The organism is Arthrobacter sp. NPDC056691 (assembly GCF_042791415.1).
Taxonomy (GTDB): Bacteria; Actinomycetota; Actinomycetes; order Actinomycetales; family Micrococcaceae; genus Arthrobacter.
Genome location: NZ_JBHTXX010000009.1, coordinates 107,705 through 127,912, shown reverse-complemented (window position 1 = coordinate 127,912; position 20,208 = coordinate 107,705). Strand labels below are relative to the sequence as shown.

Annotated in this window: 21 protein-coding genes; 5 read left to right on the top strand and 16 right to left on the bottom strand. The window is 66.8% G+C overall.

Going from position 1 to position 20,208, the window contains the following annotated elements; genetic code table 11:
• Window positions 1-82: 82 nt before the first annotated feature.
• Entirely contained in the window at window positions 83-1,012 is a 930-nt protein-coding gene (locus tag ACFRAU_RS10140) for a hypothetical protein (RefSeq protein ID WP_377999813.1), read from the bottom strand.
• 148 nt (window positions 1,013-1,160) lie between these two features.
• Between ACFRAU_RS10140 and ACFRAU_RS10135 the strand changes: the two genes are divergently transcribed.
• Both ACFRAU_RS10135 and ACFRAU_RS10130 read left to right on the top strand, forming a co-directional pair.
• Window positions 1,161-1,460, top strand: coding sequence for a type II toxin-antitoxin system VapB family antitoxin (locus ACFRAU_RS10135; RefSeq protein ID WP_043417724.1), 300 nt, complete (start codon window positions 1,161-1,163; stop codon window positions 1,458-1,460).
• Window positions 1,453-2,127, top strand: coding sequence for a LytR C-terminal domain-containing protein (locus ACFRAU_RS10130; protein ID WP_377999812.1), 675 nt, complete (start codon window positions 1,453-1,455; stop codon window positions 2,125-2,127). The genes ACFRAU_RS10135 and ACFRAU_RS10130 overlap by 8 nt, the downstream gene beginning before the upstream one ends.
• A 33-nt stretch (window positions 2,128-2,160) precedes the next feature.
• Here ACFRAU_RS10130 and ACFRAU_RS10125 read toward each other — a convergent pair whose 3' ends face one another.
• Both ACFRAU_RS10125 and ACFRAU_RS10120 read right to left on the bottom strand, forming a co-directional pair.
• On the bottom strand, window positions 2,161-2,811 hold the full coding sequence (locus tag ACFRAU_RS10125) for a TetR/AcrR family transcriptional regulator (RefSeq protein WP_377999811.1): 651 nt from the start codon (window positions 2,809-2,811) through the stop codon (window positions 2,161-2,163).
• 123 nt (window positions 2,812-2,934) lie between these two features.
• On the bottom strand, window positions 2,935-3,663 hold the full coding sequence (locus tag ACFRAU_RS10120; protein WP_377999835.1) for a DsbA family oxidoreductase: 729 nt from the start codon (window positions 3,661-3,663) through the stop codon (window positions 2,935-2,937).
• Between the two features lie 176 nt (window positions 3,664-3,839).
• On the opposite strand from ACFRAU_RS10120, the gene ACFRAU_RS10115 reads away from it, so the two are divergent.
• The gene (locus ACFRAU_RS10115; protein WP_377999810.1) at window positions 3,840-4,925 is read left to right on the top strand and encodes a glycosyltransferase family 4 protein; all 1,086 of its coding nucleotides are present in this window, start codon (window positions 3,840-3,842) and stop codon (window positions 4,923-4,925) included.
• Here the strand turns inward: ACFRAU_RS10115 and ACFRAU_RS10110 are convergent.
• The 13 genes from ACFRAU_RS10110 to ACFRAU_RS10050 all read right to left on the bottom strand — a co-directional run bounded on the left by ACFRAU_RS10110 (window position 4,922) and on the right by ACFRAU_RS10050 (window position 17,630).
• Entirely contained in the window at window positions 4,922-5,404 is a 483-nt protein-coding gene (locus ACFRAU_RS10110) for a heme-degrading domain-containing protein (RefSeq protein WP_377999809.1), read from the bottom strand. The genes ACFRAU_RS10115 and ACFRAU_RS10110 overlap by 4 nt on opposite strands.
• Window positions 5,397-6,431 carry a Gfo/Idh/MocA family protein gene (locus ACFRAU_RS10105; RefSeq protein ID WP_377999808.1) on the bottom strand — a complete coding sequence of 345 codons (1,035 nt, stop codon included), beginning with the start codon at window positions 6,429-6,431 and terminating at the stop codon, window positions 5,397-5,399. The genes ACFRAU_RS10110 and ACFRAU_RS10105 overlap by 8 nt, the downstream gene beginning before the upstream one ends.
• 4 nt (window positions 6,432-6,435) lie before the next feature.
• Complete coding sequence (locus ACFRAU_RS10100) at window positions 6,436-7,320, bottom strand: TolB family protein (protein WP_377999807.1); 885 nt, start codon at window positions 7,318-7,320, stop codon at window positions 6,436-6,438.
• 2 nt (window positions 7,321-7,322) lie between these two features.
• The gene (locus tag ACFRAU_RS10095; protein WP_377999806.1) at window positions 7,323-8,159 is read right to left on the bottom strand and encodes a DUF1080 domain-containing protein; all 837 of its coding nucleotides are present in this window, start codon (window positions 8,157-8,159) and stop codon (window positions 7,323-7,325) included.
• Between the two features lie 102 nt (window positions 8,160-8,261).
• Entirely contained in the window at window positions 8,262-9,263 is a 1,002-nt protein-coding gene (locus ACFRAU_RS10090; RefSeq protein ID WP_377999805.1) for a sugar phosphate isomerase/epimerase family protein, read from the bottom strand.
• 2 nt (window positions 9,264-9,265) lie between these two features.
• Window positions 9,266-10,486, bottom strand: coding sequence for a Gfo/Idh/MocA family protein (locus ACFRAU_RS10085; protein WP_377994462.1), 1,221 nt, complete (start codon window positions 10,484-10,486; stop codon window positions 9,266-9,268).
• A gap of 9 nt (window positions 10,487-10,495) precedes the next feature.
• Entirely contained in the window at window positions 10,496-11,623 is a 1,128-nt protein-coding gene (locus ACFRAU_RS10080; RefSeq protein ID WP_377999804.1) for a Gfo/Idh/MocA family protein, read from the bottom strand.
• Window positions 11,620-12,378 carry a sugar phosphate isomerase/epimerase family protein gene (locus tag ACFRAU_RS10075; protein WP_377999803.1) on the bottom strand — a complete coding sequence of 253 codons (759 nt, stop codon included), beginning with the start codon at window positions 12,376-12,378 and terminating at the stop codon, window positions 11,620-11,622. Before ACFRAU_RS10075 ends, ACFRAU_RS10080 begins: the two co-directional genes overlap by 4 nt.
• A gap of 62 nt (window positions 12,379-12,440) precedes the next feature.
• Window positions 12,441-13,331: a carbohydrate ABC transporter permease gene (locus ACFRAU_RS10070; protein ID WP_377999802.1), complete on the bottom strand. Its 891-nt coding sequence runs from the start codon at window positions 13,329-13,331 to the stop codon at window positions 12,441-12,443.
• Window positions 13,331-14,305 carry a carbohydrate ABC transporter permease gene (locus ACFRAU_RS10065; RefSeq protein ID WP_377999801.1) on the bottom strand — a complete coding sequence of 325 codons (975 nt, stop codon included), beginning with the start codon at window positions 14,303-14,305 and terminating at the stop codon, window positions 13,331-13,333. The genes ACFRAU_RS10070 and ACFRAU_RS10065 overlap by 1 nt, the downstream gene beginning before the upstream one ends.
• 11 nt (window positions 14,306-14,316) lie before the next feature.
• On the bottom strand, window positions 14,317-15,636 hold the full coding sequence (locus tag ACFRAU_RS10060; protein ID WP_377999800.1) for an ABC transporter substrate-binding protein: 1,320 nt from the start codon (window positions 15,634-15,636) through the stop codon (window positions 14,317-14,319).
• Window positions 15,637-15,732: 96 nt separating this feature from the next.
• The gene (locus tag ACFRAU_RS10055) at window positions 15,733-16,545 is read right to left on the bottom strand and encodes a hypothetical protein (protein ID WP_377994469.1); all 813 of its coding nucleotides are present in this window, start codon (window positions 16,543-16,545) and stop codon (window positions 15,733-15,735) included.
• Window positions 16,542-17,630 (bottom strand): Gfo/Idh/MocA family protein, encoded by a 1,089-nt coding sequence (locus tag ACFRAU_RS10050; RefSeq protein ID WP_377999799.1) that lies wholly within the window; start codon window positions 17,628-17,630, stop codon window positions 16,542-16,544. Before ACFRAU_RS10050 ends, ACFRAU_RS10055 begins: the two co-directional genes overlap by 4 nt.
• 181 nt (window positions 17,631-17,811) lie before the next feature.
• On the opposite strand from ACFRAU_RS10050, the gene ACFRAU_RS10045 reads away from it, so the two are divergent.
• Both ACFRAU_RS10045 and ACFRAU_RS10040 read left to right on the top strand, forming a co-directional pair.
• Entirely contained in the window at window positions 17,812-19,035 is a 1,224-nt protein-coding gene (locus ACFRAU_RS10045; protein WP_377994471.1) for an ROK family transcriptional regulator, read from the top strand.
• Window positions 19,036-19,113: 78 nt separating this feature from the next.
• Window positions 19,114-20,208, top strand: coding sequence for a Gfo/Idh/MocA family protein (locus ACFRAU_RS10040; protein ID WP_377999798.1), 1,095 nt, complete (start codon window positions 19,114-19,116; stop codon window positions 20,206-20,208).

Below are 20,208 nucleotides of genomic sequence, written 5' to 3'. Positions count from 1 at the left end.
TGCCGGTAAAACATGCCGGGCAGGCGGCCGGGCGGTGGCCCGCCCTCCGGGCTGTTCCCGCCCTTATCCCGCGGCAGCGGGCTTAGCCAAGCAGAGCCTGCCGCCAGCTGGACAGGAACGCCGCCCCGGCGTCGTCGTGAATGACAGTCTCCGGCAGGCCCAGGTCGACGGCGGTGAGAACGTCGTACGGTTTGGCCGGGACGCCGTCCGCGGGGCGGACGTCGACGTGCTTCACGGCGTGGTCGTTGTGGTGCAGCCAGTCGGCCATGGCGTAGTCCGTGCGGGAATCGCCGACCGTCCGCCAGGCTTGCGGCGTGATGCCCTGGGCGGCCAGCAGCTCCACGGCGCGGCTCGCGCCAAGGTCCTTGCCCAGCCGGACGGACTCAATGTCCGTGGAAATAATGGTGGGGTCCACGCGGTAGTCGATTTCGTCGTCGGAGTTCGGTGCGTGGTGCTCCAGCCGCACGACGCCGAAACCGTGACGCTCCATGAGTTCCAAGGCCTCCGCATCAAACAGCTTCTGCTCGGCGAGGTACTCACTGCTCGGCACCTCGATGTGCTGTTCCACCGACACCATGGCGCGCTTGGTTTCATCGAAGAACATGTGGGAGGCGTAGTCCTCGGCCACCATGCGCCGGATATCGTCGCCGTAGGCCGCCGGCACGGCAAGCTCGTGGTCCACGTGGATGGGGCCGGGGCCGGCCGCCGTGTAGCTGAACCACACGGCGCCCTTTTCGCAGATGGCGTGGATCAGCGTTCCCCCGGGCATTCCGGCCGCGATCATGGGCTCCATGACCTGCTCCCGGATGAACGCGTCCGAGCGCCCGGTGTTGAAGATGACCGGTACCCCGGCGCTCGCGAGAGCCACCAGATCGGCAATGATTTCCGGTTTCACATCCCTGCTCACCGGGCTGGCGACCGGCCCGTCGACGTCCAGGAGAAGAGCCAGTGCGGGTGCCGACGGAGTGTGGGCGCCGAACCCGGTGGCGGGGTTCGCTGAAGGTGCAGTCATGGCTCCATTCTGTCAGCCGGCACCGGCCATTCCGCCCAGACTGCGGGCGGCGGCCAGCATGTGACACATAGTTACTGTTTGGCTACAACCTCCCGCGGCGCGCTGATTCCACATTCCCTTGGACCGGCCAGTTGCTTACGCTTGCAGGGTGATATTCAAAGCTGTGGGCGAGGGACGCCCTTACCCCGACCATGGTTTCAGTACCCCCAAAGACTGGGCGGCGCTTCCGCCCCGTCCCGTGCGGCTGGATGAACTTGTGACCACCAAGCGGACCCTGGACCTTGAAGCGCTCCTTGCCGAGGACTCCACTTTCTTTGGCGACCTGTTTCCGCACGTGGTGCAGTACCAGGGCACCCTCTACCTGGAGGACGGCCTGCACCGGGCGGTAAGGACGGCACTCCACCAGCGCACCGCGATACACGCAAGGGTGCTTGTGATCGATGGCTAGAAGACCCAAAGACCTGACCGTTCTCCACGGTCACCGCGTGATTACCGGCCCCGAGCTCAGGGCCACGTTCGTCGAAGATGACGAGAACGCGGAAAACCCGGGCCGGCTCCGCCGCCGGATCCTGCACGGTGTGGTGCTCGTGCTGCTGCTGGGCCTCATTGTCGCGGGCATCATGGGTGCGATGGGCGTGATGAGCGGTCAGATCAAATTTCCGTCCGCCATCCAGGCCCAGGAGAATTCCTCTGTCTGCCCCGCCACAACTTTCGACTACACGCCGCCCGCCAAGGTGACGGTGAATGTCTTCAACGCCACAAGCCGCAACGGCCTGGCCAAGGCGGCGGCCAATGAATTCAAGGCCCGGAAGTTTGCTGTTGCCAAGGTGGCCAACACGCAGACCGGCTACCGCGGCGTGGCGGCCATCGTCTCGGGTGCTGCCGGACAGTCGGCGGCCTTTACCGTCCAGCGGAATCTGCCTGGCTCCGACTACTTCCAGGACGGGCGCAAGGACGCCAGCGTGGATGTGATCCTGACCAGCGACTACCGCGGCCTGGTCAAGCCGCAGCTCGTTGACCAGACGCCGGGCCAGCTCAGCTGCCCGCGGGAAAGCCGGCGCGTCGCCGACGACTCGCAGTGGCCGGTCATGCCCACCCAGGGCGCCAAGCGCTGAACCCCAGCCGGGTGATGCTTAGCCGGGTGATTCTTAGCCGGCCGCAGCGGCCGGCGGCTGCAGGCGGAGGGGGCGGCCGCCGTCGTCGAACCTTGCCCCGGCGCCCAACTGGATGAAGCGGACGGTCCGGGAGACCCTTTCCTCCAGGTCTTCGGAGGCGTCGGCGCCGCGGGCGGCGCTGGAGGAGAGCGTGCCGTGGATCAGCTGCGCCTGCTGCAGGGGATCGGCCACCGGAAAATAGCCCTGGTCCATGCCGTCGCGAAGAATGTCCTGCAGCATCTCGCTCAGCCCGTCCACGTGGTCCGCGAGCTTGGCAAACGACGCCGGCGAGAGGACGGCGCCCATGGCCGGTCCCGGGGGCAGATGGCGCCGGCTGAGATCCTCCACCTGGGCCCGCACGTACAGGGCCAGCCGGTCCACCGGGTTGTCCAGCCGGGACAGCGATTCGCGCAGCCCGGTCATGAACCGCTCCGTCTCCACGAGGGCGTACGCGATGAGCAGCTCTTCGATGTCGGCGTAGTAGTTGTAGACAGCCGTGCGGCCGATCCCCGCGTGCCGGGCGACATCCGTCATGGTGAGCCCGGGCAGCCCGTGGGAGAAGAGGAGCTCACCAAAGGCGTTCAGGATGCGGCGCTGGGTCTCGGCGCGTTGCGCAGCGTTGCTGGGGGCCGATATCCGTGGCATAGGGACACTTTACCGCGATCTGTCACCAAACCCTTCCGAGTTTTTGTCCAGATAATGGGCCCTAAATGCCTTCCAGGGGACGATATCTGGACAAAAACTCGGCTGTGCAGACGGGGTAGCTGTTCAGACGGGGCAGCCGTCCGGGCCGCACGCCCCGGCGTTTTCTGCCGCTGTTTTCCGGGCGCCGTTGTTTTCCGAGCCCACCATCCCGAGCGGGTGCGACTCCTGCCACGCCTGCTCGAGGGCCATGGTGAAACTCGCCGCGGGCCGGGCCCCGGACAGCCCGTACTTGCGGTCGATCACGAAGAACGGAACGCCGCTGATGCCCAGGGCGCGGGCTTCGGCGAAGTCGTTGCGGACGTCGTCGGCGTACTTGTCGGAGCTGAACAGCTCGGCGACGTCGCCGGCGTCGAGCCCCAGATCCGAGCCAACCGACGTGAGGTAGTCGGGGCTGCCGATGTCCTTGCCGTGCTCGAAATGGTCGCTGAGCAGCCGCTCCTTGGCCGCATCCTGCTTGCCGTGGGCGGCAGCCAGGTGGATCAGCCGGTGGGCCGTGAAGCTGTTGGCAACCACGACGGCGTCAAACCGGTAGTTGAGGCCCTCACCTTTGGCCTGCGCTGCTACCTGCTCGAACATCTGCGTCACCTGGCTGGCGGCCATGCCCTTGCGCTTGCTGAGGTAGTCCAGTTCGGTGCCGTCGTAGTGCTCGGGCACGCCTGGGTCCAGCTGGTAGCTGCGCCACTGCACCTCCACCTGGTCGCGGTGCGGGAACTCGGCAAGGGCGGTCTCGAAACGGCGCTTGCCGATGTAGCACCAGGGGCAGGCGACGTCTGACCAGATCTCGATCTTCATGCCTGCGACAACCCGCATATCCCGCCGTGCATTCCTGCCGGGACAGTTGCTTTGGTCACGCCGGCTGACTGTTGTTGGGAGCCCGGCTTCACGCGAGCCCTTGTCTGGCGGTGTGCCCGGCCATATTGTGTGGACTAGCTCCCGGCGGTCAGGCCGTACCTTCGTGGGAGGCAAAAGTGCGCATTGGACTCATATCGGCACCGTGGATCCCGGTTCCGCCGCCCGGGTACGGCGGCACCGAACGGGTGGTGGACAGCCTCGCGCGCGGGTTCGCAGCAGCAGGGCATGACGTCCTGCTGGCAGCCCCGTCCGACAGTACCTGTCCCGTTCCCCTGGCCCCGCGGATGCGGCCCTCGGAACCGGCTGACATGGGGTTCGCACTGTCGGAGCTGAGCCACATCATCAGGGCCTACGACGGCATGGCCGGCGTCGACATCATCCATGACCACACCATGAGCGGGCCGCTCTATGCCCACCGTCCGGCCCGGGTCCCGGTGGTCACCACTATCCACATCCGCCTGGCCCCGCAGGCCGTGGACTTGTACAGCGCCATCGGGAAGACCACGGGCATCATTGCCATCTCCCATGACCAGGTCAGCCGTTCGCCGGAAGTCCCGGTGACGAAGGTGATCCACCATGGCATGGATGTGGCGTCAGTTCCGGTGGGGCAGGGGAACGGTGGCTACCTGTGCTTCGTCGGACGGCTGTCCCCGGACAAGGGCATCCTTGAGGCCATCCAGATCGCCCGTGCCGCAGTAATCCCGCTGCGCATCAGCGCCCGGATCCAGGGACCCGAGGAGCAGGGCTATTTCGACGACGTCGTCAGGCCGGCGCTGGGGCCCGACGTGGAGTTCACCGGGCCGCTGTCCGACGCCGAAAAATATGAACTGGTGGGCGGCGCGCTCGCGTTCCTGAATCCGATCCAGTGGCCGGAACCGTTCGGCCTCGTGATGATTGAGGCGCTTGCCACCGGAACGCCCGTTGTGGGGACCCCTTTCGGTGCTGCCCCGGAAATCGTGGAGCATGGTGTCACGGGCTACCTGGGCAGCGTCGACCAGCTCGCCGGGTTCGCCGCCCAGGCCGCAGGCCTCAGCCGGGAAGCCTGCCGCGCGTCGGCGGAGCAGCGCTTCAGCTCGGCCCGCATGGTGGCCGACCATCTGGCGCTCTACAGACAGATCCTCGGCGGACAGGCCCTCGGCGGACAGGCCCTCGGCGGACAGGCCCTCGGCGGACAGGCTGCGGGGCGCGGCCCGGGGGCTTAGCCGGCGGCTGTCTGGAGGTACGCCCTGATGCTGTCGACCACCAGTTGATGGTCGTCGTCGGACGAAAGCCCGGACACCGTGACCGCGGCGACGACGCCCGCCCCGCGGACGCGGACCGGGAACGATCCGCCGGCCAGCGTGTAGTCCTCCGGGGCGAGCCAGCCGCCCTGCGTGGGGTCGAAGTCCTTGGACGCGAACTCCTCGCCGAGCAGGGCGGTGCTGTGTTCGAAGCGCAGGGTGCTGGCCGACTTGCGGCGGATCCACTCCTCCTGGTCCGCGGTGGCCCCGGGCAGGACGCAGCGGAAGAGAACCACGTTGTGCCGCCGGATATCGATGGCAACGGCATGCCCCGCGGCGATCGCCCGGTTGGCGATGAGCGAGCCCAGGCTCCACGCATCGTGGTGGTCGAATCCGGGAAAGACGAGTTCCTCTTCGTGTTGCTGCAGCTCAGTGATCCGGGACTGGACGGTTTCAGTCATTGGGGGTCCCTTCCGGGGCGGCGTCGGCGTCGTACTTGAGGCCGATCTGGCGGCGGATCTCGTCCATGGCGGCCATGACGGCCACGCTCTCGGCCGGTGGGAGAACGGTGCCCGCGGTGTGACCGTCCCGGATGAGGCGCTCCATCTCGGCCGCCTGGTACTGCATCCCCCTGCCGGTCACCGGCTGGTCGAAGCGCTCCAGGACGTTACCGGCATTGTCGAACCGGGTGAAGGGCGTCGGGTTGTACCAGGTGGGTTCGATGTCGATCCAGCCTTCAGTCCCGATAATGGCTGCCCGGTTGTTTGATGCGGTGTCCAGGGCGCAGTCCACAAGAGCCTGTTGTCCGTCCGGGTAATCGAAGATTGCTGCCGTCTGCCGGTCTACGCCGGTGGCCGTCGTCGCGGCGCTGGCCCGGATGCTGGCCGGTGCGCCCAGGACGTCGAGGACAAACGACACGGGGTAGACGCCGAGGTCCAGCAGGGCACCGCCGCCCAGGGCAGGATCGTTGAGCCGGTGCGCGGGATCCTTGGGAAGGTTCTGGTTGTGGCTGGCCGTGACCTTCCGGATCTGCCCGAGTGAGCCCTCGGCGATGATCTCACGGAGCCGGACCATGTGAGGGAGGAAGCGGCTCCACATCGCCTCCAGCACCACCAGCCCCTTGGCTTCGGCCAGCGCCACGATGTCCTGCGCTTCCCGGGCATTGATGGTGAAGGGCTTCTCCACCAGCACGTGTTTACCGGCGTTCAAAGCCAGCAGTGCGTGGGCGTGGTGGAAAGTGTGCGGCGTGGCAATGTAGACAACGTCAACGTCGGGGTCCGCGGCCAGCGCTTCGTAGCTCCCGTGGGCAGTGGGAATCCCGAACTGTTCGGAGAATGACTTGCTGGATTCCAGCGTGCGGGAACCCACAGCCTGGACTGTGAAGCCGTGATCGGCCAGGTCCTGTGTTTGCAGCCCGGCGATAAACCCGGTGCCGAGGATTCCCCAGCGGATTTTCCCGTCGGAAGTGCCGGTGTGTTGTGTAGTCACGTTGTTAGTCCTTTAAGGTGTCGGTGAGCGGGTAGGCGACGTACGCGAACCTGGATGAATCGGGCGCCCAGCTGTTGACGTTCAGCGTTCCCTGCCCGCCGAAGAGGGGCCAGGTCTGCAGCGGCGCGGCCCAGTCATCGGTAGAGACAAGCACGACGTCGACCGGAAGGTCCGCGGGGTGGCCTTGCGTACCGCCGGGGAAACGGATGTAGCTGGCCAGCCGGCCGTCGGGGGACAGATGCGGGAACCAGTCGACTGTGTCGCTCGCGAGGAGCTGCTCGAAACCGCTTCCGTCAACCTGCACGCGGGCTAGCTGGGCGTGGCCGGGGAGGGAGCTGAAGGACTCCGTGTTCAGGTAGAGCCACTTTCCGTCGGTCGAGTATTCCGGTCCGTCGCAATGGCCGGGGCCGACATCGACGCCGGCGGTAACGCCGCCGTCGGACGGTATGGTCCTGAGGCGGCCCGGCTGCGTAAAGTCGCCGGCCTCGATGCCGACGTATGCCAGCTGGGATCCATCCGGGCTGACGCCGTGCAGGAAGTGGAACGAGCCGTCGTCCTCGGTGATCCGGGTCGCCGGGCCTCCACTCAAAGCTGCCCGGTAGATGTGGCCGTCGTTCGCCGAGAGGAAGATGCCGGTGCCGTCGGGCGCCAGGACATGGTCGTTGTTGAGGTCGGGGATCCCGGCGAGCGGAACCTGGCTGATGGTCCGGCCGGGCAACTCAAACCGCCACAGCTTCCCGTCCCCGTTGAGGATGAGGGCCGAGCCGTCAAGGGTCCAGTTGGGCGCTTCGAGGAGGAGTTCGTCGGTGCTGTAGACGAGTTCGGATTCGCCTGTGACGGACGCTATCCAGACCTCGCAGCGCTGGCCGGGCTGAAGGGTACGCAGCATGCTCAGAGCTCCTTGATCCGGATGTTCCGCCAGCGGCATTGCGCGCCCTTTCCCCACCGGGCTTCGCCGAACATGGCGTCGTTGTCGTGCACCTCGAGGGCGATGTGCCCGCGGCTGCCGAGCACTCCAAAGATTGCCCCGGGATCATAGTCGGGGGAATCGAGCGTGGCGGTGTCCAGCTCTGCGACTTTGAGGCCGTTGACCCAGGTGGTGATCACCGGCATCGGCCCGACGCAGCGGATCCGCAGCTCGTTCCAGTCGTCCCAGCGCCACACGTTCAGGAAATCCCCGACGGCGGCGGCATGGCTCAGGCGGGCCCGCTTTTCTTCCGTAACCGGTTCCACCGAGGTGGCCGGGTCATCGGCGACGAGCCCAACCGGCCGCCCGTCGTCGTCGTATTTTGCGTCGATGGCGAACGGAACAGCCGAGAAGCTTGCCAGGCCGTTGCCGAAGAAGCCGCCGATCCCGCCGGACGGGCGGTGGTCCACGAGCACCTGGAACCCCTCCCAGCTGTCCCGCTGGCGCCGGATCATCACGCCGGTGTCGGCCGGCCAGTCGGGGCGCATTTCGAGCACGAGTTCGAAGTCGCCGAACGACTGGTCGCTGACGAGATAGCCGCCGTAGCCGCTGCCGGGGGTGTCCTGCTCACCGACCAGCACGCCGTCCTCCACGAACCAGCGTGCCGGGTGCTTCTCGGGTTCCACCGGGCGGGCGAGGCCCAGCCGGTCGAAGTGCTCCAGCACTGATGGACCGCCCGGATAGACGGTGCCGTAGATCCGGGGTGCCGGATGCCAGCCGGCCAGGCTCTCGCCGTCGAAAATTGGAACGAACTCGTGCATGGGTGCAATTCCTTTGGCGGTCCGTGGAGTTTTTGTCCAGGTATCGGCCGCAAAAGGCACTTTTGCTCGCGATATCTGGACAAAAACTCCACTGGGAAGGGGTTAGTCTTTCGCGCTGAAGGCGGCGTCGAAGCTGGTCTGGGAGGAGGGGAAGTCGAACTTCTTCAGCGCGGCGAGGGCTTCGGGGGCGCCGTGGAGGCGGTCCATGCCGGCGTCCTCCCACTCGATGGAGATGGGGCCGTCGTAGCCGATCGCGGTCAGGGCGCGGAAGGAGGATTCCCAGGGCACGTCGCCGCGGCCGGCGGAGACGAAGTCCCAGCCGCGGCGGGGGTCGCCCCAGGGCAGGTGCGAGCCCATGACGGTGTTCCGGCCGGTGGGGCGGAGCTTGGTGTCTTTGCAGTCGACGTGGTAGATCCGGTCTTTGAAGTCCCAGATGAAGGAGACGGGGTCGATGCCCTGCCACATGAAGTGGGAGGGGTCCCAGTTGAGGCCGAATGCTTCGCGGTGGCCGATGGCTTCGAGGGTGCGGACGGTGGTCCAGTAGTCGTAGGCGATCTCGGACGGGTGGACTTCGTGGGCGAACTTCACGCCGTTTTCGTCGAAGACGTCCAGGATGGGGTTCCAGCGGTCGGCGAAGTCCTGGTAGCCGGCCTCGATGACTTTTTCGGGGACGGGCGGGAACATGGCGACGTACTGCCAGATGGAGGAGCCGGTGAACCCGACGACGGTGTCCACGCCGAGGGCTTTGGCGAGCCGGGCCGTGTGTTTCATTTCCTCGGCTGCGCGCTGGCGGACGCCTTCGGGGTCGCCGTCGCCCCACACCTTGGACCCGACGATGGCTTCGTGGCGGAAGTCGATGGGGTCATCGCAGACGGCCTGGCCCTTGAGGTGGTTGGAGATCGCCCAGACCTTCAGGTTGTACTTTTCCAGGACGGCGAGTTTGGACTCGACGTAGCCGGGTTCGTCCCAGCGCCAGGCGTCCAGGTGGTCCCCGGAGACGGCGATTTCCAGGCCGTCGTAGCCCCAGCCTGAGGCGAGGCGGGCGACTTCCTCGAAGGGGAGGTCGGCCCACTGGCCGGTGAACAGGGTGTACGGGCGGGGCATGGTCAGGCTCCTTCGGTTGCGGGGTTGGTCAGGGGTGCGGCGGCTGCGCCGGCGGGCTGGACGAGTTGGATGGTGGCGCTCTTGGCTGCCGCTGACTCCTCGACGGCGGCCAGCACGCGCTGCACAGCGAGGCCCTCCTCGAACGACGGCGACGGCGCGTCACCGGTGCCGATCGCGGCCAGGAAGTCGCGGATCTCGTGCGTGAATGTGTGTTCCCAGCCGATGATGTGGCCCTGCGGCCACCACGCCTCCAGGTACGGGTGAACGGGCTCGTTGACCAGGATCCGGCGGAAGCCCTGCTCCCGCACGGGAACGGTGGCGTCCAGGAAGCCGAGTTCGTTCAGGTCCTCGAGGTCAAAGAGGATGGTGCCCTTCTCGCCGTAGATCTCCAGCTTCAGGGAGTTCTTCTGTCCGGTGGCCACCCGGGAGACTTCGACGGAGGCGATTGCCCCGGAGGCGAGGGACAGCGTGGCCCAGGCGGCGTCGTCGACCGTTACATCCTCTGGCCCGTGCTTGCCGGGCCGGACCGGGGTGAAGGTGTGCAGCCGGCCGGAGACCTCGGTGACGGCGTCTCCGAGGAGGAAGAGGACCTGGTCGATCGCGTGCGAGGCAATGTCCCCGAGGGCGCCGGACCCGGCGGTTTCCTTGTTCAGCCGCCAGGTCATGGGTGATTCCGCGTCGGCGAGCCAGTCCTGCAGGTAGGCCGCCCGGACGTGCCGGACGGTGCCGAGCCTGCCCTCCGCGATCAGTTCCCGGGCCAGGGCCAGGGCGGGCACGCGGCGGTAGTTGAACCCGACCATGGACTGCACCCCGCGTGCACGGGCGGCCTGGGCCGCGGCAGTCATGGCCTCGGCCTCGGCCAGGGTGTTCGCCAGCGGCTTCTCCACGAGTACATGCTTCCCGGCTTCGAGGGCGGCGATGGCGATCTCGGCGTGCATCCAGCCCGGGGCACAGATGTCCACGATGTCGATGTCCTCCCGCTCCAGGACCGAACGCCAGTCCGTCGCGGACTCGGCCCAGCCATACTTGGCCGCGGCGGCGGCGACCTGGCCGGCGTCCCGGCCCACGAGCACCTTCTGCTCGAAGACCGGGACGTCGAAGTATGACGCGACGTTCCGCCACGCATTCGAGTGGGCCTTGCCCATGAAGGCATAGCCGATCATTGCCACACCCAAAGGGCGCTTGGCTCCCGGCGGGGTGCCGGGGGATTCGGAGGAAGTCATTGGTTGTTCCTAGAGGGTGGGGGCGGTGGGGTTCCAGTCCTCGGGGAGGGCTGCGGACGCGGGAGCGGAGCTTTCGACGTCGACGAACGTTCCCGATTCCATGGACTCGGAGATCGAGACCATGGTGTCCAGGACGTGGTAGGCGAGGTTGCCGGTGGCGCGGTGCGGAACGCCGGCGCGGATGGAGCGGGCCATGTCCAGCACGCCCATGCCGCGGCCGTTGGCCGGGCCGGTGGCAGGAACGGTGGTCCATTCCTCGTCGCCGGCGCGCCAGAGCCTGATGTCGCCGTCGAAAAAGTTCGGGTCCGGCAGGGAGAGGGTGGCCTCGGTGCCGGTGATCTCCACGAATCCCATCCGCAGGCGCGGCGACTCGAACGAGAACACGCTGTGCGAGGACTGGCCGCCCTCGAACTGGGCCATCGCCGAGACATGGGTGGGTACGTCCACGGTGAATTCCTCGCCGGCCTTGGGCCCGGAGCCGATGACGCGGACCTCCTTGGCCTTGGACCCGACGGCGGCCACCTTCCGGACCGACCCGAACGTCTGGATCAGGGCGGTGAGGTAGTACGGGCCCATGTCGAACAGCGGGCCGGCACCGTACTGGAACAGGAACGCCGGGTTCGGGTGCCAGGACTCCGGTCCGGGGGTCTGGAACGTGGTCATGGCGGTGAGCGGCGTGCCGATGTCGCCGCGTTCGATGAGCCGGCGTGCGGTCTGGAGCCCGGCGCCGAGGAACGTGTCCGGGGCGGTGCCGAGGCGGATGCCCGCGGCGTCGGCCGTCTTCAGCAGCCCCAGGCCTGATTCGCGGTCCAGCGAGAACGGCTTCTCGGTCCAGACGTGCTTGCCGGCGTTGACGGCGGCGGTGGCCACCTCCACGTGCGCGGCCGGGATGGTCAGATTGACGATGATTTCGACGTCGGGATGGTTCAGCGCGGCGTCCACGCCGCCCCACTCCGGGATGCCGTATTCCTTCGCGCGTGCCTCGGCGGCCTCTTCGAAGAGGTCAGCGATGACGAGGACCTTCAGGTCCGGGAAGACGGTCAGGTTGTCCAGGTACTGCTTGCTGATGTTGCCGGCGCCGATGACGCCGACGCCGACCGGCCCGCGGCCGCTTGCCGGAGTCTGGACAGCGCTCATGCCTTTGCCCCTTCGGTGGCCTGGGCGGAGTCGGAGTTCAGGAAGCTGAGCGACTGGGTTATGCCCTCGAAGATGTCCCCGGAGTAGTCGTCGAACTCCACCACGCCGACTTCCAGCGACTTTGCCGCGCCGATGACGTCCCATACTGCGATCTTGCCCTGGCCGGCCGGCTGCTGGGCCTTGGTGTCGGTGTTCAGCGGGCCGTCCTTGATGTGGATGAACTTCACCCGGTCACCCAGTTTGGTCAGGATCTCCACCGGATCCTGGCCGCCCACGGCAACCCAGTAGGTGTCCACTTCCAGGACCAGTTCCGGGTCAAGCAGCCCTTCGAAGTACTCCAGCGCGGTCTGGCCCTCGACGGTGGATTCCAGCTCCCAGGCGTGGTTGTGGTAGCCGACGCGGATCCCGTACTCGGCGCCCTTCTTGGCGGCCGCGTTAAGCTTGGCCGCGGTGGCCTGGATGTCCTCGGCCTTCTGCCAGTGCTCGGCAGGGAGGTACGGATCGATGACGGTGCTGATGCCGAGTTCCTTCGCGGCGGCGAATATTTCGTCCTGGTCCTGGCTGAGCAGCGGTGCGTGGCCGGACGGGGAAGTGAGGCCGTTCTCCTTCAGCGCGGCACCCAGCTCCTTGGCCGTGGCCACGAAGTTGTAGGGCTCCACCTGCGTGAACCCGATCTCCGCCACCTTCTTGATGGTGCCGGGCAGGTCCTCCTGGATGGCGTTGCGCAGGGTGTACAGCTGGAGTGAGTAAGACATTTCGTTCCTTTGCGGGTTCTGTATGGGTTCGAAAAACGGTTGGGTTCGGTGAACGGAGGCGGCTAGCGGCCGGCGAGGGATCCGCCGATGCCGCCGACGCTGAAGTATTTGTTGAGGGCGGCGAAGACGATGACGGGCGGGAGCATCATGACGACGGCGAGGGCCATGACGCCGGACCAGTCGGTGTTGTTTTGCTGGAAGAAGGACTGCACGCCCATGGGCAGGGTGAAGATCTCGTTGGAGCGCAGGAACACGATCGCGACGAGGTAGTCGTTCCAGGCCAGCAGGAAGGCGAAAATAGCGGTGGAAAGCACGCCCGGCAGGGAGTTGCGGAGCACCACTTTGGTGAAGGAGCCGAAGACGGAGCAGCCGTCGATCCAGGAGGCTTCCTCGAGGCTGATGGGGATGGAATCGAAGTAGGCGGCCATCATCCAGGTGGCCACGGTCATGGTGGAGCCGACGTAGATGATGGTCAGGCCCATGAGGTTGTCCACGAGTCCCATGCCGGCGAACAGGATGAACAGCGGCACCACCGAGGTGATGATCGGCAGGGACTGCATGACGAACAGCAGCAGGGAGTAGCCGGAGACGGCCTTGCTGCGCCCGCGGGAAAGGACGTACCCGGCCGGGGCTGCGACGGCGACGGAGACCACCACGGTGGAGAGCGTGGTGATCAGGCTGTTCTGCAGCCACGTTGCCGCCAGCGTCTTGGAGAAGACGTTGGCGAGGTTCTCAAACGTCAGTCCCGTGGCGGTGCTGTTGGGTCCCGGGGTGAAGGCCAGGAGCACCGTGACCATGATGGGCACGAGGACGACGGCGGTGATGGCCAGGATCGCGGTGAAGCGCCACCAGCGTCCGCGCATGCCGGCTTCGGAGAGAGCGCGGCGGGGTTTGCCGGCGTCGACGCCGAGGGCAGGGCCGGTTTCGGGGTGGGCGTGGAGTACTGCGCTCATTATTCGACGCTCGACTTTCGGATCTGGCGGTAGAGGAGAACGGAGACGACCACGAGGGTGAGGGTCATGAGGAAGGCGATGGCGACGCCGGGGCCGGTGGCGAAGTCCTGGAAGACGGTGCGGTAGGCGAGGACGACGAGGGAGGTGGTGGCGTCTACGGGGCCGCCGCCGGTCAGCAGATAGATGGTGGGGAAGTCGTTGACGCAGAAGATCGTCATCAGGATCCAGCTGATGTAGGTGGAGCGGGCGATCAGCGGCAGGGTGATCTGGGTGAACTGCTGGAAGGGGGTGGCACCGTCCATGCTGGCCGCTTCGTAGACAGTGCCGTCCACGGAAGCCAGGGCGGCGGAGATCATCATCATCATGAAGGGGAAGGACACCCAGACCTTGAAGATCATGACCATGACGGCGGCCAGGTTGGGGTCGGCGAGGAAGAGCGGGGTGCCCAGGCCGAGGTTGCGGAACAGGGACGGGATGAGGCTGTCCGGGGTGGCGACCAGCCAGTTCCAGGCGGTGGAGGACACCACGATAGGGACCACCCAGGGCAGGAGCAGGAGGACCTTGAAGGTGCCGCCGGCCGGAATCTTGGTGCGCAGCAGCAGGGCCAGGCCGAGGCCGACGAGCCAGGAGCCGAAGACGCCGACGATGGTGAACCACAGGGTGAACTGCGCGGCCTTCCAGAACGCGGGGGAGGACAGGACGGTGGCGAAGTTGTCGGCGCCGACGAAGTTGCCGGTCTGGATGAGGTTGCCGTCGTGGGTGGCCTGGACGCCGGCGTAGACCAGCGGGTAGCCGTGGATCAGGACGAGCAGGACCACAGAGGGGATCAGGAGCCAGAAGAACGTCCTGGTGGTTTGAGCCGAAAGCTTGCTCTTGCGGTTGGCGCCGGTGCTGCGGGACCCGCCCCCGGACCCGCCGGGCGCAAGGCCCCGGCGGGCCCGGGCCAGGCCGGACTGTGCAGTAGTGGAAGTCATGGCGGCAGGGCCTACTTCTTGATGGTGGACTTAAGCCCGGACTCGAACGCCTGCAGTGCTGTCTTGGCGTCGGTCTTGCCCGTGAGGATGGTCTGCGTCAGCTGGTTCAGGGCCTGGCCGCCGTCAAGGACGGCCAGATCGGCGCTGAGCGTGTTGCCCTGCGCCGCGAAGGTCTTTCCGATGGGCTGGTATTCCTTGACGATCTTGACGTTGTTCGGGTCCTGCGTGAACTCCGGCAGTTCGGTGATGGACTTGAACACCGGAAGCGCGTTCATCAGCTTCTTCTGCCACAGTTCCTTGATCTGGCCGAGGTAGTACACCAGGAACGCCTCGGAGGCCTCCTGCGACGGGGTGTTGGTGTACATCATGATGTTGTTGGGGAAGATCAGCGCGGCCTTGTCGCCGTGCGGTCCGGCCATGGGGCTGGCCACCACGATATCGCCGGACGTGTCGCCCACGCGCTCGGGAACACCCAGGGTCAGCATGCCGAACGCGGCCTTCTTGTCCTTCCACTGGGCATTGAGGTTGTCCGTGGTGTAGCTGACGGCAGCGGGGTCGATGACGCCGTTGGAGACGAGCTCCAGCAGGAATTCGATGGCCTCGACGTTGCGGTCGTTCATGACATCCAGCTGGCCGTCCTTGGTGAAGACGCCACCGCCGTTGTTGAGCATCATCATGATCATCAGGTGGTTGCCGATGTTGTTGCCGGCGCCGGAGCCGGTAGCGAATCCCACGGCACCGATGTTCTTCATCGCCTTGCCGGCCTCAAGGAGCGAAGCCCAGTCCTTCGGCACATCCACGCCGGCCTTCTCGAACAGGGACTTGCGGTACCAGAGCGGGCGGATGTCCAGCTGCCACGGAACTGCCACGTAGCCCTTGTCAGTCTTGAACGGTTCGAGCACTCCCGGCAGGAAATCATCGAACTGGCCGTTCTTCTTCAGCGCGTCAACCACCTTGTCCGCGTAGGCGATCTGGCCCTGCTGCTCGAACTGGAATGCCTGGAAGCCGCCGCCGGTGGAGACCGCCGGCCCGGTCTTGGACGCTACGGCGGAGGAGAACGTCTGGTAGAAGTTGTTCCACTGGATGAGCTGGTAGCTTGCCTTGCTATTGGCTCCGGAGAACCCCTCGGTGATCTTCTTGGCGGCGTCGTTGTAGGCCGGCGTTGCCCACGGCATGTCCCAGAACTTGATAGCGCCGCCGGCGCCGCCGCCCTGGGAGGCCGAGCCGCCGCCGCACGCGGCCAGAAGCGGGACGGAGGCTGCGGCTGCGGCGAAGCCGAGGAATCCCCGGCGGGAAAAGGCGGAAGAAGCGACGGAGGATTTAGCAGACACGGTGTTTCCTTTCAGGCCCGGGCTGCTGAACGCCCGGTCCCTTCTCGACGATGAGTGGATTGTGCAGGTGTAGCGGAAATGCGGTGAGGCTGTTGTCTAACTGGTGAGCTGGCTGATGAGTGAGGTAACCGCGGTGAACCGTTCCAGGTCGTAGGCGGGGTCCCCCGAGGTGATGTGCGTGTGGATCCTGGACCAGCTGGTCCGGTGGGCCGATTCGTAGATGGTGGGGAGCGTCGTCGCCCCTTCTGCCATGACAGCGCGGACCTCGGCCGGCCACGCGGCTGCCGGGTCCGGCAGCACGACGTCGGCACGGCCAGTGGAGGTGAGAACGGTGATGCTTGCGGTGGCCGGCAACGACGACGTGATGATGCCCTGCAGCGCCGCGGGGGCTCCTCCGGGAAGGACGGCGGCCACGGTGTAGCCGTTGCCGCTGCGCTGGATCATCCGCGCGTTGCGCAGTTCGATTCCGGACTGCAGGACGGCGGAGAGCTGTTCTGCCAGCAGTTGCAGGGGGTCCGTGCCGGGCGGTGCCACGGCAACCGAGTCCATCAGCACGGCGTTGGCCAGTGCATCGGCAATGACGCCCTGCACGTTTGCGCGGGGTCCGGTGAGCACTGCATTTCCGGCCCAGCGCTGGTCGAGCACCACTGCCGCGCCTGAATCGGACGCGACGCCGGCCAGCAGGTCCACATCCTCGGGCACCGGCGAGGAGACGACGACGCCCCGGGCGCCGCTGCGGATCGCGTTGGCTGCCCGTCCGGTCCAGCCTGAATGGCCGGCGACGGCGACGACGTCGGAGGAACCGGCCTGGGCAGGAGCGAAGGACAGGGGTAGGGAGGCGGCGACGCCGGCCACGGACCCTGCCGTTTGGGCCTCCGGGTCGGCGTACAGGGACAGTTGGGTGCTCATGCGTTGACCTCCTTGCCTGCGGCGACCCTGCCGTCGCCGTCGTCAACGAGGCTGACGGCGGCGTCGGCGATTGACAGGGCGAATTCCAGGTCGTGGATCAGTGTTTCGGCCGACGGCGGCTGTCCCGTTCCGCGGGCCAGCTCGGCGAGTTTGCGCCATTCGCCTTCATAGCCGTTGTGGCCGTAGGGACCAAGGACCAGGGTCTGCCCGCCCCTTCGGATCTGCGCTGCCGCGGAGCCCGCGTGCACATACGACGGCGTGAAGTCGATCTTCAGGGCGGCGTCGTTGCCGATGGCTTCGAACACCCAGGACGGCTCCCATGTGCCATTCATTGCCGCGCGCAGCTCGATGCTCACGGCCCCCGCACGCAGCGAGATGACATAGCCGAAAGGTTGCGCGATTTCGGCGTGCAGAACCTCCACGGACGCAAAGTCGGGGGTGAAGCGCCGGACGAGGGGAAGATCATGGATGGCCAGGCCCATCACACCGCCCCGGAGCATGGCCTTGATGACCTCGGGCTCGGTGGCGTCCCGCTCCGGCATGGGAACCCGGCCCACGATCTCGGTGGCGAAGTCCTCAAAGCGGGGGTTAGGCGGCAGGACGATGGAGGAACGGATGGTGTGCACCTGCTCCGGCAGATCCTCCCAAGCCGCCTCGGCCGCGAGCCAGCCCGGGTCGAAGGTGTGCATCGCGCCAACGATGATGGGAACGCCGGTTTCGGCCGAGACGGCGGAGATGCCGGCTGCCTCCTCGCCGGTCATCGCGAAGGGTTTCTCGCACAGCACCGCCTTCTTGCCGGCGCGGCAGCATGCGATGACCTGGGCGGCATGGAACTGGTGCGGGCTGCAGATGGCGACAATGTCCACGCCGGGATCGGCCAGCAGTTCCTCCATGCTGGTGCTGAAGCGTGCGCCGACCCTGCCCGCGACGGATTCGGCAACGGCCGGATCCACGTCCATGATGTGGCGCACCTCCAGGATGTCGGTGAGTCTGGCCAGGGACGGAAGATGGATCGCCTGGGTGACAGGCCCCGCGCCCAGGATGCCGACGCCAAGGGGCGCCCCTGATTGGTACTGGCTCGACAAGGTCTTTACCTCTTTGTAATCGCCGGAAAAAGCTCTGCCCGCCGCACCCGGTGCTTGCACGTGATGCGTCTCACAGCCCAACCTAGAACCACTTTTGCCGACCGTCAAGCAAAAGTTAGAAAGTTATCGACATTCTTTTTGTTCTGTGACACTCAGAAGCATTCGTGCTATCACTGAAGCCATGAGTCCACGAACGGATAATGGCCAGACGGCGGAGCCGGTTTCGGCCGAGGGTGCAGGCAGCCTGTCCCGCGCCGGCGACCTCTTTCAGCTGCTCCGCGACGGCAAGGCACGCACCCGGGCTGAACTGGCGCTGACCACGGGACTCGCCCGCTCCACGGTGGCGTCCCGCATTGATGCGCTGATTGCCTCCGGACTGGTGGGCCCCGCAGGTGAGGCGACATCGAGCGGCGGAAGGCCGCCGTCGCGCTTTGCCTTCAAGCCGGCCGCCCGGGCAGTGCTGGCCGTGGACGTCGGAGCCACCCACGTGATCATCGCAGTCACTGACCTGGGCGGAAACATCCTCAGCGAGCGGCGACTGGCCCAGGATGTTGCCGAGGGGCCGGAGGCAGTGCTGGGGCGGATCGCCACCGAGGCGACGTCTCTGCTGGCGGAGACCGGACGGACCACGGAAGACCTGGCCGGCGTCGGAATCGGCCTGCCGGGCCCCGTGGAGCATGCCACCGGCATGCCGGTGAAGCCGCCCATCATGCCGGGCTGGGACGGCTTCGACGTGGTCAGCTACGTCCAGCGCTCGTTCCCCGTCCCGGTGCTGGTGGACAACGACGTGAACATCATGGCGCTGGGTGAACGCACGGCGCACTGGCCGGAGCACGACAACTTCCTGTTCATCAAGGTGGCCACGGGCATCGGTGCCGGCATCATCAGCAACGGGGAACTGCAGCGCGGCGCCAACGGCACCGCCGGCGACCTGGGCCACGTCCGCGTGCCCAGGGGCGACGACGTCCTTTGCAGGTGCGGCAACTACGGCTGCCTTGAAGCGCTCGCGTCCGGTCCTGCCGTGGCGCGGGCACTGGCGGTGCAGGGTGTTGAGGCAGAGAGCGGGACCGACGTCCTTCGACTGGTGGCCGGGGGCAACCTGCAAGCCATCCAGGCGCTGCGCCAGGCCGGCCGTGATGTGGGCGATGTGCTCGCCACGGTGGTGAACCTCCTCAATCCCTCCGTCATTGTCATTGGCGGAAGCCTGGGCCAGGCCGGCGAGCACCTCATGGCGGGCGTGCGCGAAGTGGTCTACCGCAGGTCGCTGCCGCTCGCCACCACCCACCTGCGCATTGGCCTGTCCATGGCCGGTGACAAGGCGGCCGTGCTGGGAGCGAGCCAAATGGTCACCCAGCACGTGCTGTCCCCGACGGTCCTCGAAGCCACGCTGCAGGCTACGGGCTAGCCGCCGCCGGCCACGGGGGAGCCGCGCCGCCCACGGAAGACCAGCTTTCACATCCAAGCGAAAACGGAGTCTTGAACATTGAGCACGCAGAAAAATACGCCCCTGAGGGTTGGCGTCGCGGGGATCGGCTGGGCCGGCCAGCAGCACATCGAGGCCTACACGAAGATCGACGGCGTGGAACTCGTCGCGGTCGCCGCGATGGAGGAGGACCTGCTTGGGAAAATCAAGGCTGAGTACAGCGTCCCCCACACGTTTGCCCGCTGGGAGGACCTGATCGAATTGGACGGGCTCGACGCCGTCAGCGTTGCCGTGCCGACCTTCCTGCACGCCCCCATCGCCGTCGCCGCCCTGGACCGCGGCCTGCACGTCCTGAGCGAAAAGCCGCTGGCGCGCAACGGCGAGGAAGGCCTCCAGATGGTGGAGGCCGCGCGGAAGGCCGGCCGCGTCCTGGACGTGGCCTTCAACCACCGCCGCCGCGGCGACATCCAAAAGCTGAAAGGCATCATCGACGCCGGCGAACTTGGCCGGCCGTACTACGCCAAGGCGTCCTGGCTCCGCCGGCAGGGGATCCCCATGCTGGGCAGCTGGTTCACCAACCCCGCGCTGGCAGGCGGTGGACCGCTGGCCGACATCGGCGTTCACGTCCTGGACTATGCCCTGCACCTGCTGGGAGAACCCCGGGTCCTCTCCGTCTCGGCGTCGACCCATTCCGAGCTGGGCCCCCGCGGCCTGGGCGGCAACGCCCGTTACACCGCCATGAAGTCCTCCCACAAATTTGAGGTGGAGGACTTCGCCTCGGCGTTCATCCGGCTTGAAGGCGGCGGCACGCTGATCCTCGAAGCCGGCTGGGCAGCCTACCGCGACGAGGAGGACCTGATGGACTTCACCGTCTACGGCACCGACGGCGGAGCGGAACTCCGCGCCGTCGGGGCCTCCAACGTCCCCGTGGCCGATGTCCGGATCTTCAAGGAGAAGGACGGCGAGAACGCCGACTACGTGGTGGTGGCGGAGCCGGGCCGGGCGCACCAGGCCGTGGTGGAGGACTTCGTGGACGCCGTCCGCGGCGGCGAAACAGTGTGGGGAGCCCATGACGGCTCGCTCGCCCTGACCCGTGCCCTGGTGCTCGACGCCTGCTACAAATCCGCCCTCGAACAGCGCGAAGTGAGGCTCTGA